Below are 15,028 nucleotides of genomic sequence, written 5' to 3'. Positions count from 1 at the left end.
GCTCAGAAGGGGCAAATTCTTGCGCATAAGGCACGCATGCGCCTCTAGCGCAGTGCTGTCAACAGGCTAATCAGACCCTAGCGCAATATTTTCCCCTTTGCGACGGCGATAGCGCACATAGAGAAGTCCCCCAACGAAACAAGCCAGCGCTACCGAAGCTGCACCAACTGCCAACCAGATATTGCCCCCTAAGGCCGCTTCAATCGCCTGCATGCCAAAGGCGACAATCGCGATCTTTGGAATAATCCCCAGCGCCATGCCGCCAAGATAGTGCAGATACTTCGCGCGCACGGCCCCGAACACCATGTTCACCATCAGGAAGGGGCCAGCTGGCGCATTGCGAACAATCGCACTGGCCGCAAAGGCATTGCGGGCAACAAAACGCGTAAACCGTTTAATCCGCCCCTCGCCCAGTCGCTCCAAAGTGGTTTCGCCGAAAAACCGCCCAAGCCAGAAGGTCACTGTACCGGAACAGAGCGTTGCCACCCAGGACCAGACTGCGCCCCAGACGGGTCCGAACGCATAGACCGCAACACCAATCAAAACGAATTGCGGCACGCCGATAAAGGCACAGGCACAAAAGGTCAGGATCAGCGCCGGAACACCCCAAGGCCCTTCAGCAAACAGCCTGATCGCTTCCTGCAACGCCTCAAGATTGATAAAATCGGTGTATTTTCCAAACAGGAATAGTGCAAGAATAAACACTAATACCGCCAAGCCACCCCAGAGACCGAGATGGCTTTTAGTGGCCTTTTGGGCCTCTACTGGCGGTGTCGTTTCCATAAGTTCTCCCTGCGTCTGTAAGGACATCAGGTCAACCCAGCACGACAGATCAGCAAATTACAAAGCGCTTACACCTGTGCCAGCATTTCCTCGCTCATCGCCCACAGGCGATCGGCTTTCTCCTCATCACAGATCCATTCCCGCGCATGTTCCCAGCGCTGGCTGTCAGGCCCGGCGAGTTGGGCAATATCGCAGTCCTCACAATACTCTCCGCCGCGTCCTTCAAGCTGTGGTGAGGTCGCTGCCCAGGTCGCAGTTGAAGCGCCCTGCTCCGGTGTTTTGAACATGGCGGCAACAGCCGGCGGGACTGTCCCATCAGCATTCTTCCAGCCCAGCGCGACCATTTCTTCATCGCTCAGATGGCGCTGTAGAGGCGTAAAGATACCGCCCGGATGTACGCCAAAAGCAGTCACGCCATACTGATCCCATTTGCGGTCGGCCCCCAGTGCGAAGAGGGCATTGGCAGATTTCGCCTGCGCATAGGCATTCCACTTATCGTATTCTGTGCGCTCATAATGTGGATCATCCCAGTTCACGTCGCCGCGAATATGCGCGGTTGAGGACAGCGCCACCAACCGGGAAGTCCCGGCTTTCTGTAGCGCTGGCAAGAGGCCGACCGCCAGCGCCATATGACCGAGGTGATTGACCCCGAACTGACGCTCCCAGCCCGGCCCGACATGCGAAAGAGGGCAAGCCATGATCCCGGCATTATTGATCAGGATATCTAGCGAACGCCCCGTTCCGACATATTCGCTCGCAAACTTCCGGACAGAGGCGACATCGGCAAGGTCCATGCTCGCAACCTCGATATCACCAGCAACACTGCCCAACGCCTTAGCGGCAACATCAGGGCGACGCGCAGGCACTGTTACAGTTGCGCCGACACTGGCCAGGGCGCGCACCGTTTCAATACCGATGCCGCTATAGCCACCCGTCACAACGGCATGCTTGCCCGACAGGTCGAGCCCCTTAACAACTTCCAGTGCAGGGGTCTTGGCCCCAAATCCTGAACCAATCGGTTTCTGATTCTCTGCGGCCATGCTTTCTCTCCCTGTCTAATTTTTCACCAGCGTGACACCGCATTTCCTGTCATGCAAGGCTCGACAGATTTTTGCCCACTTCTTATCTAGAGTGTAATAGAATGACAGGAGCTGTTTTCATGATCGTTCGGATTGCCGCGTTTCTCACAGCCAGTCTTGCGCTCACCCTACCAGCGCTGGCGCAGTTCGGGCCACCGCGCGATACGCCGCCAACTCAGCGCGAAATCTATGCGGATCGGGCTCTTGCGACGGGTATGCGGTTCAGCACAGGGCTCGCTCGCGATGTCGTCACCGCCGATGATGGTGTTGATCTCGACCGCACTGAGTTCTGGTTTGACGAAGCGCTTGGCGCCTATACCGAGCTTTGCAGTGACAAGACTGCCCCACGGGACTTCTGGGCCCGTAATTGTTACAAGCTTGGCGATATGTATCGCCGCGGCCTCGGCACACCGCAGGACTATGCCAGTGCAGAAATGCATTTCCTGGCGGCCTGTGAGCAAGGCAAGCATATTGAGGCCTGCCTGCAGCAAGCTCATATCGACCATACGGGCAATGCGGGTGAGACAGATTGGCCTCGTGCCCGCAAGCTTTACAGTCAAGCTTGCAGCGCCAAGGAGCCGTCAGGCTGTGCCGGGCTTGGCAACATGCTGTATCGCGGTCAGGGCGGCTTTCCCGACCGCAAACGCGGCGCCCGCCTGCTACAGGATGCCTGCGCCGCCGATTATGAGTGGGCCTGTGAGCGCATTGTCGGCTATGGCCTGACAGAAAAACCAAAGGGCTTCTGAATAAAAAGATTCCAACTGACAGAATGTTGTCAGTTGAGGTAGGTTAGTCAGCCTTGGTCAGAACAAAACCAAGGAGTTCATATGACACAGCACGCTATTGAAATCGTAACCTTCAAACTCACCGAAGGGACAGATGAAGCCACTTTCCTGAAAGCTTCTGAAATTGTCACCAAGTTTGCCAAATCCTGTGACGGCTTTGTCAAACGTCAGCTCTCCAAAGCTGATGATGGCTCGTGGATGGATTACGTGGAATGGGCGACGCTTGAGGACGCCAAGGCCGCAGCCGCGAAGTTCGAGCAGCAAAGCGAGCTTGGGCCATTCATGGCTTACCTGGATGGGTCAAGCATCAACCTGAAGCATAACGCCCTGATGCTTAACGCCAGCTAATGCGCCGAACTGACCGCCTCTTTGAACTGATCCAACTGTTTAGAGGCGGTCGCCTTTGGCGCGGCCAGGAGCTTGCCGATCGGCTGGAAGTCTCCCTGCGTACAATTTATCGCGACATTGATAGCCTTGTTGCCTCAGGTATCGCGATCGAAGGCGAGAGAGGCGTTGGTTACCTCCTCAGGGAACCCATCTTTTTACCGCCTCTGACGCTAACGCCGTTGGAACTGGAAGCCTTCCATCTTGGGATGGCCCTGGTCCGCGCTTCTGCGGATGCGGCTCTTGGTGAGGCATCGGATGCCCTAGCCCTCAAGATCAATGAGGTTTTGCCGACAGATCGTCAGCAGGCAAACTTCAGGAAAAGTATGTCGGTTTACATCAAACCGACCCAGCACGATTACGCTGTCCAGGCCCAATTGAGAGAAGCCATAAATACAAGGCGAAAAGCCCTGATCTTTTATAACAGCCTCAAGAGAGTTAGGTCCGAGCGCATCATATGGCCGCTGCATCTTGAGTTCTGGGGCAGTGTCTGGACGCTGACGGCATGGTGCGAACACCGCGCTGATTTTCGCACATTCCGGGCTGATCGAGTTGGCTCCATCACCCTCCTCAAGGACACGTTCAGACCAGAGCCCGGCAAGACTTATCAGGATTTCCTCCAAGCCATGGAGAACAAATGAGCGGGTCGATTTCTGATCTTCGCAATCTGGGACTGAAGACCGAGCGTATGCTGGCCGATGTCGATATCTACCATGCCGACGACCTTCGCGCGCTCGGCTCTGTTGCAGCTTATGCGCGATTAAGATTCCGCTTTGGCAATCGCGTCTCTATTCTTGCACTATATGCGATGGAAGCCGCTTTGCTGGATGTGGATTGGCGACTCTTACCAGACCACACCAAACGTGCCCTTAAGGCCGAGTTCGAGAAATCAGTGTTGCCCTCTGCATAAGTCTGCACTATTTCTGCCTTCGTGGTGATTTGGCCGGCCGGCTTGCAGCCACGTTAAACAAGTCGCTAAAAGGCCGTGCTGTGTGATGCCAGACGTCACCCCGGTCCCTTCCCGACTTGTCATCTCGCTAAGCTGGCCAAGACAGGAGACCGGTTCATGCCGATCAAAATCCCAGATACCTTGCCTGCGCGCGATGTGCTGATTGACGAGGGTGTCTCTGTCATGACGGACAGCGACGCGATCCGTCAGGACATCCGCCCACTACAGATTGGCTTGCTCAATCTGATGCCCAACAAGATTCGCACAGAAACCCAGATCGCCCGCCTGCTCGGCGCGAGCCCCCTACAGATCGAAATGACTCTGGTCATGGTGGGCGGGCACACGCCCAAAAATACCTCGCAGGATCACCTGATCAGTTTCTATCAAAACTGGGAAGACGTGAAGCATCGCAAGTTTGACGGCTTTATCGTTACCGGTGCTCCGATCGAAACCTTGCCCTTTGAAGACGTCAGCTATTGGGAAGAGCTCAAGCAAATCTTCGACTGGACCCGTACACATGTCCATTCCAGCTTTTTCATCTGCTGGGGCGCAATGGCCGCTGCACACCATTTTCATGGCATCCCGAAGTATCAACTCGCGGAGAAAGCGTTCGGGGTCTATCGCCACCAGAATCTTGATCCGGCCTCACCTTTCTTGTCAGGCTTTAGTGACGATTTCCAGATTCCTGTCAGTCGCTGGACCGAAGTGCGTCGCACAGACATTGTCGCATCTCCAGCCCTGAAAATCCTGATGGACAGTAATTTCACTGGTCCTTGCCTGCTCAGCGAGCCTGCGGCGCGTAATCTCTATTGCTTCAACCATATCGAGTATGACTCGACCTCGCTGAAGGAAGAGTATCAGCGCGATGCCGCAGCCGGGAAGCCTATTCGCCCACCGCATGGCTATTTCCCCAATGATGATACCACCGCGCCGCCGCAAAACCGCTGGCGCAGTCATGCGCATCTCCTGTTCGGTAACTGGATCAATCAGGTTTACCAGACGACACCGTTTGAGATTGGTGAAATTGGTGCATAACAGCGCCCATGACCTATTTCACCGACGAACCTGATCACATTACCGAAATCCGCCGCCAGCTGCAGCGCTTTGTGGCCGAGCATGCTCCGCGTGAAAAACGCCGCGAATGGGATCGGGAGTCCACATGGCCGCGTGAGGCTTTCAAAGGGATTGCCGAGATGGGCCTGATCGGCCTGACTATTCCCGAGGAATATGGCGGGATGGGACAGGATATTGTCGGCGCGACCGCCGTGATCGAGGAGCTGGCACAGGCCGGGGCTTTCCTCGCAGGGCCTTACATTCATGCTGCCTTTTATGGCGGGATGAACCTGTCTGAGAATGGCTCAGAAGCGCAGAAACAGGCCCTCCTGCCCAAGATCGCGCGCGGGGAGATGTTCCTCTGCTATGGCCTGTCTGAGCCGAATGTCGGCGGCGATCTTGCCAGCGTCGAAACGCGCGCGGAGATGGATGGCGATGAGATTGTCATCAATGGCGCCAAACGCTGGTGCACCGGCGCGGACTGGTCAGATTATATCTACTGCCTCGTCCGCTCAGGCTCGCCAGAGGATCGTTATAAGAACCTGACCTTCGTTCTGATCCCGACCGATACGCCGGGCATCACAATGCAGGGGATAGAGCACTCCAACCTGCGCTATACCAAATCCATGGACGTTTATTTCGACAATGTCCGCTTGCCGAAGTCTGCGATTGTTGGCGGCGAAGAGAATTGGAATAAGGGCTGGAAACTGCTGGCTGGCCGCGCGCTCGATGTAGAGAAGATTGAGATCACCGCTGTTGCCTATGGCGTGGCCCGCGCTGCGGTTGAAGAGGCCTGGCAATACGCACAGGAACGCGAACAATTCGGCAAGCCTATAGCGCAGCATCAAGCGATCCGGCACAAACTGGTCACTGCCCGCACGAAGCTACAGGCTGCGCGTCACATGCTCTATCATGGCGCCCATCTCGCCAACACGGGCCAGCCCTGCAGCATCGAAACCAGCATGGCAAAACTATTTGTGGCGGATACCGGGGTCGAGATCGCCACGCTCTGCCAACAGGTCATGGGCGCGTATGCTCTATCGGATGCTTATGACATGGAACGTCACGTGCGCGACCTCCTGGGCATGCCAATTGTCGGTGGCTCCAGCGATATGCAAAAGAATAATCTCGCCAGCCTGATGCGGCTCTAGCGTTCGTTCTGATTGCAGGCCAACATTAGTGCCGCCGCTCTCAATAGCTCAGCAGATGCTGTGGCCTTGGTAAAAACACGGCAGTCTGGGTAACGCGCATTCAGGGCAATCTCATTCGCATGACCTGTGTGGAAAATGATCGGTATGCGATCATTGTAGAGCTGATCAGCGACCGGGAAGACTTCCGCATCGGTGAGTTGAACATCAAGGATCGCCACATCGATACTTGCGTCCGAAATAGCTGTACGTGTCCCCTGTAAGGTTGCTGTAGGACCGATAACAACAGCCCCATAGCGCTCCGCGTCCATGCGTAAACTAATCCCGGTAAGCAGTTCGTCCTCAACGATCAAAACTGTTCTGCCAGACAGATGCTGTCCCATATGCTCTGCTGACATAGCATCCTGGCTTGATGCCCCGGACCTGTAGCTACGACCTGGCAATGCTTGTCTAAGCATCGGCGCCCCCTATTTTTAAGGGCCCCATATTTTTACAATAGAGGCCCATATAAATACAGCGCTATATAAAGCAAAAAACTTTAATAAAATGCAAACACCAACAAAGAATCACGCAAAAATCGAAAATCAAAAATCAATTACAACTATACGAAAAAACTATAATCGCATTTATTTATTATAAAAAATAGCAGGAAATAAAAAGCTAAACACCAAACATAGACAGCCCAGCACCAATCGCAGCAACCAATGTAAATAAGAGCGTCAATCCTACCGCAACTATCCGTTGACTGCTCCGACGTCGCTTCGCACCCGGCGGTGTTTCACCCCGCTTGAACCCTTTCAAAGTCCAGGCATTGGTGAAGAATCCAAACGCCGCCAGAAACGCACACACTGCTGCGCCAATCACACCCCCTAATATCCCAAGTGCCCCTGCGGCCAAAAGCATAATCGCTGTCGGACCAGAGACCGCCTTGAGCAGGTTGCGCACCTGCCGATCGGCGCGCCCAGCATCGAGACCATCATAGAAGCAATTGGGCGCAATAATCGCGGCAACCCAGCCCGCACCCGTTGCAAGCCCCAACAGGAGCGTGGCTCCACCCTGACCAAAATCACGGATAACATCCAACATAGCGGAACCTCCCATTCCATAGTGGAAAGGAGCTATCGCGATTCGGGGCTTTAGGATGAGGAGCAGGCTTTAGGAGATGCGCTCGTCCAGAGTCAGTGACGCATAAACGTCACTCAGCTTGTCGATATAACGGCTGGCGCGGTCGATTGAGGCTTCTACTGTCGTGAGAGCAAGCTCAGCCTCCAACCGCTCAGGACCAGCCTGACCGTCCAACTCAGTCATCACATCCAGGAAAGACATTCGAGACTTCTTGGCCAGAACCAGCGCTTCTTCAAACGCCACAATATCCTTACGCAGGGTTTTGTGATCGTCTTCGTCGTCAAGCTCTTCGAGTAGCCCCTCAACCTTGGCTGTGATCTCATCCAATCGCGCAGTAACCCATGTCGCATCCGCTTCAACAGTTTTATAGACTACAGCAGGACTGGCCGTATCAATCTGCACACGCTCGCGATAGGCCGTATCGGTCATGTCAACCTTGTCGCCATGGGCCAGCATGTTGAAGACTTGCGAGAAACCATTGCTCTTGGTGACGAAGCCGCGCTCATAAACAGCATCTGAAAAACTTGAGCATTTATCGCGGAAGTCAGATTGATCAACACTGACATTTGCGGAGACCAGCATTGAGGCTGGTGCCATAGAAACCGTCGCACACCCGCCAAGGGCCAGTAAGGAGATCAATCCGATCACTGCAATACGCATCAGGCAATACCCGCCATTTCTGTTTGCACCTGCAATAGTCATTAGGAGGTGCTAAAAAAGGAGTCACCCCCTTTATTCACATTCTGACAGCCGATAGGTGAAGAGGTGATGAACAAAGGCAATCCATGCTCAAACTTTATGCACCTATAGAAGCCCGCAAGAGCGGATTCCTGCGCGTTAGCGACCTGCACGAGGTCTATTGGGAGGAATCGGGCAACCCGGACGGCCTTCCTGTGATTGGTCTGCATGGCGGTCCCGGCGGTGGTTCCAGCCCGGATATGCGTCGCTTTTTTGACCCGAGAATCTATCGCATCATTCTGATGGATCAGCGCGGTTGCGGAAAATCCACGCCACATTCTGAACTCCGCGAAAATGATACCTGGGCGCTGGTTGACGATATTGAGAGCCTGCGCGAGCATCTGGGTATCGATAAATGGGTCGTATTTGGTGGCTCATGGGGTTCAACCCTGTCTCTGGCCTATGCGGTTACGCATACAGAACGCGTCATTGGCCTGATCCTGCGCGGTATTTTCCTGCTGACCAAGGCTGAAGTGAGCTGGTTCTATCAGGAAGGGGCGAGCCGCCTATTCCCGGATTCCTATGACCGTTATATTGCTCCAATCCCGGAGGATGAACGCGGCGATCTGCTCAACGCCTTCTATAAACGCCTGACAGGGGACGACGCCGCTGCGCGCAGCCGCGCCGCCAAAGCCTGGGCCTGTTGGGAAGGCGAAACCGTCACCCTGCAAGGGCCAACCTCACTCGCCAAACGGTTTGAGGAAGACACATTCGCCGATGCCTTCGCGCGGATTGAATGCCACTATTTCGTCAATGAGGGATTCTTCCCTGAAGATGGCTGGCTACTGAAACAGGCGGCTGCCAAACTACAGGACGTTCCGGGCATTATCGTTCACGGGCGCTATGATGTTGTAACGCCACTTTCCACCGCTTGGGCACTGAAGAAAGCCTGGCCGAAGGCCGATCTGCACGTCATTCCCGCTGCGGGTCATTCCAGCATGGAACCTGGCATTGTCGACAAACTGCTTCGGGCGACACGCGATTTCGGCCGCCGTTTCGGATAGGACAACACTCATGTTTCAGATCACAGCCCGTGGCCCCCGCGCCGAGATTGAAGCCGCATGGGATCATCTCGCCTGGACCGATCCGTCGCCAGCCGGCGCAGTAGATGCCAAGGAAGACACGCGCCTGACCTGGCGGCTGGATGCCTATGCTGAGACCGAAGAAGCGGCAAAAGCCTGTATCGCTCTGATCGCCGAGGTCTCGCCAAATCTGAATGCCGCCATTGAGGCGCTAGAGGATCGCGACTGGGTGACCCTGTCACTTGAGGGACTACCGCCTGTACGGGCGGGGCGGTTCATTGTTGCAGGCAGCCATGCCCTCGCCAGAACAGCGCCGGGCAAGACAGACATCCTGATTGAAGCTGGCCCTGCCTTCGGGACTGGCCACCATGGGACAACGCTTGGCTGCCTGCTCGGATATGAGCATGTGCTGCGCACGGGCGTACCGGGTAAGGTGCTTGATGTCGGAACCGGATCTGGCGTCCTCGCCATTGCCGCGATCAAAACCGGGGCTCAGCGCGCCATTGGGACAGAGATTGATCGTCAGAGCGTCCATGTTGCGAATGAAAACGCGGCCAAGAATAATGTCGCCAACCGCTTTCGCACCTATCACACACGCGGATCGGGGAACGCGCTCATTCAATCCACAGCGCCCTATGATCTGGTTTTTGCGAATATCCTCGCCCGGCCATTGATCGGCCTGTCAGGCGAGATTACCCGCCTGACTGCCAATAAGGGGCATATCATCCTGTCCGGTCTGCTGACCCATCAGGAACCTTTGGTCCGCGCCGCTTATACCGGGCGCGGACTCAGTCTGGTCAAACGCATCCGCCGCGACGGATGGTCAACACTGGTCTTTCGTAAGGCCGCTTAGGCCGCGCGGGCCAGACGGCGCGCAAAACGGGCATTACGCTTGGCCAGAACACGTGTGCGCTCTGTTTTGGCAGGCGCAGCATCCGCAACCCGGACTGGCGTCACAGGTGTGATTTCCTGTACATTTACAGTTTCAACCTTGCGCGCACCAATCATTGGAAACAGCGCCTGCAGGCCAGCATAGCCACGAGCAATCATTACATTTTTCATCGTTCAAATTCCTTGGGAGGAGAGTTTTTATCTTTTGTTGCAGCGCAATATAGTCATGTTTCGTTGCAAATAAATAAACAAAATAGAAGAAGTGAATGCATATTCGCATAGCTAACTTTCCCCTTTGCACGCTATGCCTTCCCGCGCTACCTGAAGGGTATGAGACAGAATTTCGACGTTAAGGGCGGCCCACAGATTGGTCGTCAAAATCTCCCCAAGCTGCGAGCCGAAATGGCAAAGCAAGGGTTGAGTGGTTTCTATGTTCCCCATGAGGACGAGTTCCAGAATGAGTACCTGCCCGATGCCAATGAGCGCCTTGCATGGATCAGCGGATTCACCGGCTCTTATGGCTCGGCCATGGTCCTCGCCGAAACCGCTGTCCTGTTCATTGACGGACGCTACACGATTCAGGCCGCCGATCAGACCGATCATGACCTGTTCGAGCGGGTTGCCGTTCCCGATCCCGGCCCCTTCGGCTGGCTCGCGGCGCAAAACCTCACCGGCGCCATTATCGGCTATGACCCGGCGCTGATGACGCCGAATGATGTCGCGACCTTCACCGCAGCCGCCACAAAAGCCGGGGCGCGCGTCAAATCCGTTACAGAGAACCCGATCGACCTTGCATGGAGCGAGCGCCCGGACCAGCCGCAAGCCCCGGTTCACCCCCACGCGATCGAACATGCTGGCACGTCCAGTCACGACAAGCGCCAACAGATCGCGCAAGCCCTGCGCGCGGACAAGGCTGACGCCGCCATCATTACGGCCCCGGCCTCCATCGCCTGGCTGTTTAACATTCGCGGCGGCGATGTCGCATGTAGCCCCCTGCCGCTCGCCCGCGCAGTGATCCGCAGTGATGGCAGCGCCGAGCTATTCCTCGACCCGGCCAAAGAAACTGACGGGCTGCGCGCGCATCTCGGTAATGAGGTGACGCTGACACCCTATACCGATCTTGAGCCCCGCCTACGCGAGTTAAAGGGGCAGACAATCAGCCTTGATCCCGGTCTCGCCTCAGCCTGGTTCTTCCAGACCCTGGAAGACGCAGGCGCAACCATTCTGCCCCAGATGGACCCGGTCCAGCTCCCCAAAGCCTGTAAGAATGCCGCTGAGCTACAAGGCTCTGCCGCCGCTCATCGCCGCGATGGTGCCGCGATCACGCGCTTCCTGCACTGGCTCGACACCGACGCCCAGTCCGGCAAGATCACAGAGATCGATGCCGCAATGAAGCTGGAATCTTTCCGCAATGAGCTTCCCGGCCTGCAAGACCTCTCTTTCGAGACGATTTCCGGCGCTGGCCCCAATGGCGCGCTGCCGCATTACCGGGTCAATTCTGCCTCCAACCGCCTGCTGGAGCGCGGCAGCCTCTATCTCGTCGACAGTGGCGGCCAGTATCCTGATGGCACAACAGACATCACGCGCACCGTCCCGATTGGCACCCCCAGCGCCGACATGATACGCCATTACACGCTGGTCCTGAAAGGCCATATCGCGCTCGACCGTGTCCGCTTCCCGGAGGGGACAACCGGCACCCATCTCGATATTCTCGCCCGCCATGCCCTATGGCAAGCTGGCCTCGACTATGATCACGGCACTGGCCATGGCGTCGGCGTCTATCTCGGCGTGCATGAAGGGCCACAGCGCATTGCCAAGCCGTGGAACGCCATCCCGCTCGCACCGGGCATGATCGTCTCGAACGAGCCAGGTTTCTACAAAGAAGGCGCCTACGGCATCCGGATTGAGAACCTGCAATATGTCACCCCGCCAGAGCCGATTGAGGGCGGCGAGCGTGACATGCTCGGCTTTGAGTGCCTGACCTTCGCGCCGCTCGCCCGTGGCCTGATTGATACCGGCCTGCTCAGCAGTGAGGAGCGCGACTGGGTCGATGACTATCACCAGCGCGTGATGGCCGAGATTGGCGACCTGGTCGACGGCGAAGTCAAAGACTGGCTAAACGCCGCCTGCGCCGCGCTTTAGGCCCTCTCATATCCCCGCCGGGTGCTGTATGTCCCCACCCTAACTCCCTGCGTATCCTTGCCAAGTCCTCTCCAGACCCCTGTTTTTGGGGGATAAAGTATGGGATAGGGTGTGTGGGTGATGATGGACAGGATCGGGAGGAAGCCATGTTTATCGGCCATTATGCAGCGGCGTTTGCCGCGCGCGGGGTGAAGCCCGCCATCCCGCTCTGGCAGCTTTTCGTGGCCGTGCAGCTCGTCGATTTTGCCTGGGCGATCCTCGTCCTGCTCGGTATTGAACGGTTTGACATCACGCCCGGCTTCATGCCCGCCTCGATCCTCGACCTGCACCATATGCCCTATACGCACAGCCTTGTTGCTGTTGTGCTGTGGGCGGTGGGCGCGGGCATTCTCTATGCCGTCTTGCGACGTGGGGCAGGCGCGGTGGCGGCGGGCCTGATCATTAGCTTTGCGGTGTTCTCGCACTGGCTGACCGACCTGATCGCGCATGGCCCGGACCTCGCGCTTTGGTTTGGCGGGCCGAAGGTTGGCCTTGGCCTGTGGAACAGCCTGCTCTGGACGCAAGTGGTTGAAATCGGGGGGCTTTTGCTTGGCGGGGCGATTTATATCCTAAACACGCGGGCCAAGGGGAACTGGGGGAAGATTGCCCCCTATGCGCTGATCGGCTTCATGATTTTCTTGCAGATTTACAATCACTTGCCGCTGGATCACCCGCCATCGATCCCGCAATTCGCGATTATGGGCCTGTTTGCCTATACGCTCCTTTGTGTGCTGGCCTGGGCAACTGATCGTACGCGCGCGCCCAAGTAAGCGCGTATGAGGACAAGCCATAGCCAGCGGCATGGAAAGCCTCTAAAGGGGGCGCACAAGACGCAAGATCCAAGGGTGGACAAAAGCGCCTTTTGAGACTGCGAAAGCACTGAAATGACTGAGAAAAATACGATTGCCGCGCCGCTCGCGCTGGCCCTGTCGGCGCGTGGCTATGACACGCTGACCCCTGTGCAAGAGGCGATGCTGGACCCGGCACTGGAGGGCGAGGATCTCCTCGTCTCGGCGCAAACCGGATCGGGTAAGACCGTCGCGTTTGGGCTCGCCATGGCGCAAACGCTGCTGTCAGGCGAGGAGAAACTCCCGCAGGCCGGGCCACCATTGGCACTGATCATTGCGCCAACGCGGGAGCTGGCCCAGCAGGTGCAGCGCGAACTGCAATGGCTGTACAAGGAAGCCGGAGGCCGCATTGCCTGCTGTGTCGGCGGTATGGACCCACGTGAGGAACGCCGGGTTCTGGAGCGCGGGACGCATGTGGTTGTCGGCACGCCAGGGCGTCTCTCCGACCATTTGCGACGTGGGGGTCTCGATCTCGACCTCATCCGCGCGGTCGTCCTCGATGAGGCTGATGAAATGCTCGACATGGGCTTCCGTGAAGAGCTGGAACATATCCTCTCCGAAGCCCCTCTTGATCGTCGTACACTCATGTTCTCAGCCACGGTTTCAAAGCCGATTGCGCGTCTGGCTGAGAACTTTCAGAATGATGCGGTACGGGTGAACACGGTCTCTCGCGAGGACCAGCATGCCGATATTGAGTATCAGGCCCTGACGGTTCAGCCCTCCGACATTGAAAGCGCCGTGATCAATGTCCTGCGCTTTCATGATGCGCAGAATGCGATCGTTTTTGTCTCACGCCGTGATGCGGTGAACCGCCTGACCAGCCGCCTGAACAATCGCGGATTCTCCGTGGTCGCCCTGTCTGGCGAGTACACCCAGAAAGAGCGTACCAATGCCATTCAGGCCATGCGCGATGGCCGCGCGCGCGTGTGTGTGGCGACGGATGTGGCGGCCCGTGGGCTCGACCTGCCGGGGCTTGATCTGGTGGTTCACGCTGAGCTGCCGCGTAATAAAGAAGGCCTGTTACATCGTTCTGGTCGGACAGGCCGCGCGGGCCGTAAGGGTGTCTGCGCGCTGATCGTTCCGGTTCGCTCGCGCCGTAGAACAGAGCGCTTGCTTCAGGATGCGGGCGTTGAAGCCGTATGGGCCAATCCTCCAAGCGTCGCCGATATTGAAGCGCAGGACGATGCGCGCCTGCTCAATCATGAAACCCTGTCTGATCCCATTCGCGATGGCGAGCGCCCCTTAGCCACGGCTTTACTGGCTAAATATGGCGCGGACCAGATCGCTGCCGCCTTCATTCGCGTCCAACGCGAAGGTCGCTCTGCCCCCGAAGACATTCGCGAAGTGGATGATGATTTCGGCGCGCGTGATGACCGCAGGTCCCGTCACCGGGAAGATCGCTTCCCCCGCGAGGATAAACGCCGCTCGCGCAAGCAGGAGCCAGATTTCGCCGATGGCGCATGGATCACGCTCAGTGTGGGCCGTAAAACCAATGCCGACCCAAAATGGATCTTGCCCATGCTTTGCAAGGCTGGCGGCATCACGCGGGATCAGATTGGTAATATCCGGATCGGGGCAACCCTGACCCATGTTGAGCTAAAGCCTGATGCAGCCGACACGATCATCACCAAAGGTGGCCCGGAAGGCCGGATCGATAAGAGCCTGACGGTTAACCGCGCCAGCGGCCCGCCAGCCGAGGATGAGTATCACAGCAAAGGCCCTCGCAAGCCGGGCTTTAAAGGCAAGCAAGGCGGCAAGCCACCTTTCAAAGGCAAACCGCGCTTTGCAAAAGATGGCGATCGCCCTGCCCGCAACCGCGACGAGGAACCACGAAAGAAGAAAGCCCGCTGGGCCGACGATGATCCGCGCAAGGCGAAGAACAAGCCCAACCCAAAAGACAAGGGCAAACCAAAGTGGGCACCGGATAAAGCGGGAAAGAAACCACGCAAGCCACGCCATACAGAAGCGGCTTCTGGAACCGCGCGCATCGTCAAGAAGAAGCCCCGCAAAACGGACGGATGACGCTATGGCGCATAGCCTGC

17 protein-coding genes and 1 riboswitch are annotated in these 15,028 nt (G+C 57.0%); of the genes, 11 read left to right on the top strand and 6 right to left on the bottom strand.

Annotated elements, in window-relative coordinates; genetic code table 11:
• Positions 1-66 precede the first annotated feature (66 nt).
• Positions 67-783: a TVP38/TMEM64 family protein gene (locus RYZ27_RS02195; protein WP_406680727.1), complete on the bottom strand. Its 717-nt coding sequence runs from the start codon at positions 781-783 to the stop codon at positions 67-69.
• A gap of 68 nt (positions 784-851) precedes the next feature.
• Complete coding sequence (locus tag RYZ27_RS02190; protein ID WP_406680726.1) at positions 852-1,823, bottom strand: oxidoreductase; 972 nt, start codon at positions 1,821-1,823, stop codon at positions 852-854.
• 119 nt (positions 1,824-1,942) lie between these two features.
• Between RYZ27_RS02190 and RYZ27_RS02185 the strand changes: the two genes are divergently transcribed.
• From RYZ27_RS02185 to RYZ27_RS02160, 6 genes are all read left to right on the top strand, one after another.
• Positions 1,943-2,608: a tetratricopeptide repeat protein gene (locus RYZ27_RS02185; RefSeq protein ID WP_406680725.1), complete on the top strand. Its 666-nt coding sequence runs from the start codon at positions 1,943-1,945 to the stop codon at positions 2,606-2,608.
• An 81-nt stretch (positions 2,609-2,689) separates the two neighbouring features.
• Entirely contained in the window at positions 2,690-2,995 is a 306-nt protein-coding gene (locus RYZ27_RS02180; protein WP_406680724.1) for an antibiotic biosynthesis monooxygenase family protein, read from the top strand.
• Positions 2,995-3,672, top strand: a complete 678-nt coding sequence (locus RYZ27_RS02175; RefSeq protein WP_406680723.1) for a helix-turn-helix transcriptional regulator — start codon at positions 2,995-2,997, stop codon at positions 3,670-3,672. Before RYZ27_RS02180 ends, RYZ27_RS02175 begins: the two co-directional genes overlap by 1 nt.
• Positions 3,669-3,941: a TfoX/Sxy family protein gene (locus tag RYZ27_RS02170; protein ID WP_406680722.1), complete on the top strand. Its 273-nt coding sequence runs from the start codon at positions 3,669-3,671 to the stop codon at positions 3,939-3,941. Before RYZ27_RS02175 ends, RYZ27_RS02170 begins: the two co-directional genes overlap by 4 nt.
• A gap of 11 nt (positions 3,942-3,952) precedes the next feature.
• A riboswitch (SAM riboswitch) is annotated at positions 3,953-4,030 on the top strand.
• Positions 4,031-4,097: 67 nt separating this feature from the next.
• Complete coding sequence (gene metA, locus RYZ27_RS02165; RefSeq protein WP_406680721.1) at positions 4,098-5,015, top strand: homoserine O-succinyltransferase; 918 nt, start codon at positions 4,098-4,100, stop codon at positions 5,013-5,015.
• A gap of 8 nt (positions 5,016-5,023) precedes the next feature.
• Entirely contained in the window at positions 5,024-6,184 is a 1,161-nt protein-coding gene (locus tag RYZ27_RS02160; RefSeq protein WP_406680720.1) for an acyl-CoA dehydrogenase family protein, read from the top strand.
• Here the strand turns inward: RYZ27_RS02160 and RYZ27_RS02155 are convergent.
• From RYZ27_RS02155 to RYZ27_RS02145, 3 genes are all read right to left on the bottom strand, one after another.
• The gene (locus tag RYZ27_RS02155; protein WP_406680719.1) at positions 6,181-6,564 is read right to left on the bottom strand and encodes a response regulator; all 384 of its coding nucleotides are present in this window, start codon (positions 6,562-6,564) and stop codon (positions 6,181-6,183) included. The two genes, RYZ27_RS02160 and RYZ27_RS02155, sit on opposite strands and share 4 nt — an antisense overlap.
• A gap of 277 nt (positions 6,565-6,841) precedes the next feature.
• The gene (locus RYZ27_RS02150; RefSeq protein WP_406680718.1) at positions 6,842-7,267 is read right to left on the bottom strand and encodes a hypothetical protein; all 426 of its coding nucleotides are present in this window, start codon (positions 7,265-7,267) and stop codon (positions 6,842-6,844) included.
• A gap of 69 nt (positions 7,268-7,336) precedes the next feature.
• Positions 7,337-8,008, bottom strand: a complete 672-nt coding sequence (locus tag RYZ27_RS02145) for a hypothetical protein (protein WP_406680717.1) — start codon at positions 8,006-8,008, stop codon at positions 7,337-7,339.
• Between the two features lie 83 nt (positions 8,009-8,091).
• Between RYZ27_RS02145 and pip the strand changes: the two genes are divergently transcribed.
• Positions 8,092-9,048: a prolyl aminopeptidase gene (pip, locus tag RYZ27_RS02140; protein WP_406680716.1), complete on the top strand. Its 957-nt coding sequence runs from the start codon at positions 8,092-8,094 to the stop codon at positions 9,046-9,048.
• Positions 9,049-9,058: 10 nt separating this feature from the next.
• A complete protein-coding gene (locus RYZ27_RS02135) occupies positions 9,059-9,919 on the top strand; it encodes a 50S ribosomal protein L11 methyltransferase (protein ID WP_406680715.1) in 861 nt (286 codons plus the stop codon).
• Here the strand turns inward: RYZ27_RS02135 and RYZ27_RS02130 are convergent.
• On the bottom strand, positions 9,916-10,128 hold the full coding sequence (locus tag RYZ27_RS02130; RefSeq protein WP_406680714.1) for a hypothetical protein: 213 nt from the start codon (positions 10,126-10,128) through the stop codon (positions 9,916-9,918). The genes RYZ27_RS02135 and RYZ27_RS02130 overlap by 4 nt on opposite strands.
• 159 nt (positions 10,129-10,287) lie before the next feature.
• Between RYZ27_RS02130 and RYZ27_RS02125 the strand changes: the two genes are divergently transcribed.
• The 3 genes from RYZ27_RS02125 to RYZ27_RS02115 all read left to right on the top strand — a co-directional run bounded on the left by RYZ27_RS02125 (position 10,288) and on the right by RYZ27_RS02115 (position 15,008).
• Entirely contained in the window at positions 10,288-12,099 is a 1,812-nt protein-coding gene (locus RYZ27_RS02125; protein ID WP_406680713.1) for an aminopeptidase P family protein, read from the top strand.
• A 146-nt stretch (positions 12,100-12,245) separates the two neighbouring features.
• On the top strand, positions 12,246-12,908 hold the full coding sequence (locus RYZ27_RS02120) for a hypothetical protein (protein ID WP_406680712.1): 663 nt from the start codon (positions 12,246-12,248) through the stop codon (positions 12,906-12,908).
• 114 nt (positions 12,909-13,022) lie between these two features.
• Positions 13,023-15,008 (top strand): DEAD/DEAH box helicase, encoded by a 1,986-nt coding sequence (locus RYZ27_RS02115; RefSeq protein WP_406680711.1) that lies wholly within the window; start codon positions 13,023-13,025, stop codon positions 15,006-15,008.
• The last annotated feature ends 20 nt before the right edge of the window (positions 15,009-15,028 follow it).

Origin of the sequence: Hyphomonas sp. FCG-A18 (genome assembly GCF_045287255.1) — a bacterium.
Lineage (GTDB): Bacteria > Pseudomonadota > Alphaproteobacteria > Caulobacterales > Hyphomonadaceae > Henriciella.
Note: the sequence above shows the minus strand (reverse complement) of the source record. Positions and strands in the feature narration are given on the sequence as shown.

Coding starts and splice junctions, on each gene's coding strand:
- RYZ27_RS02180 (WP_406680724.1), top strand. CDS start 2,690: ATGACACAGCACGCTATTGAAATCGTAACCTTCAAACTCACCGAAGGG.
- RYZ27_RS02130 (WP_406680714.1), bottom strand. CDS start 10,128: ATGAAAAATGTAATGATTGCTCGTGGCTATGCTGGCCTGCAGGCGCTG.
- RYZ27_RS02120 (WP_406680712.1), top strand. CDS start 12,246: ATGTTTATCGGCCATTATGCAGCGGCGTTTGCCGCGCGCGGGGTGAAG.
- RYZ27_RS02155 (WP_406680719.1), bottom strand. CDS start 6,564: ATGGGACAGCATCTGTCTGGCAGAACAGTTTTGATCGTTGAGGACGAA.
- RYZ27_RS02145 (WP_406680717.1), bottom strand. CDS start 8,008: ATGACTATTGCAGGTGCAAACAGAAATGGCGGGTATTGCCTGATGCGT.
- RYZ27_RS02170 (WP_406680722.1), top strand. CDS start 3,669: ATGAGCGGGTCGATTTCTGATCTTCGCAATCTGGGACTGAAGACCGAG.
- RYZ27_RS02115 (WP_406680711.1), top strand. CDS start 13,023: ATGACTGAGAAAAATACGATTGCCGCGCCGCTCGCGCTGGCCCTGTCG.
- pip (WP_406680716.1), top strand. CDS start 8,092: ATGCTCAAACTTTATGCACCTATAGAAGCCCGCAAGAGCGGATTCCTG.
- RYZ27_RS02175 (WP_406680723.1), top strand. CDS start 2,995: ATGCGCCGAACTGACCGCCTCTTTGAACTGATCCAACTGTTTAGAGGC.
- RYZ27_RS02125 (WP_406680713.1), top strand. CDS start 10,288: ATGAGACAGAATTTCGACGTTAAGGGCGGCCCACAGATTGGTCGTCAA.
- RYZ27_RS02195 (WP_406680727.1), bottom strand. CDS start 783: ATGGAAACGACACCGCCAGTAGAGGCCCAAAAGGCCACTAAAAGCCAT.
- RYZ27_RS02160 (WP_406680720.1), top strand. CDS start 5,024: ATGACCTATTTCACCGACGAACCTGATCACATTACCGAAATCCGCCGC.
- RYZ27_RS02135 (WP_406680715.1), top strand. CDS start 9,059: ATGTTTCAGATCACAGCCCGTGGCCCCCGCGCCGAGATTGAAGCCGCA.
- RYZ27_RS02190 (WP_406680726.1), bottom strand. CDS start 1,823: ATGGCCGCAGAGAATCAGAAACCGATTGGTTCAGGATTTGGGGCCAAG.
- metA (WP_406680721.1), top strand. CDS start 4,098: ATGCCGATCAAAATCCCAGATACCTTGCCTGCGCGCGATGTGCTGATT.
- RYZ27_RS02150 (WP_406680718.1), bottom strand. CDS start 7,267: ATGTTGGATGTTATCCGTGATTTTGGTCAGGGTGGAGCCACGCTCCTG.
- RYZ27_RS02185 (WP_406680725.1), top strand. CDS start 1,943: ATGATCGTTCGGATTGCCGCGTTTCTCACAGCCAGTCTTGCGCTCACC.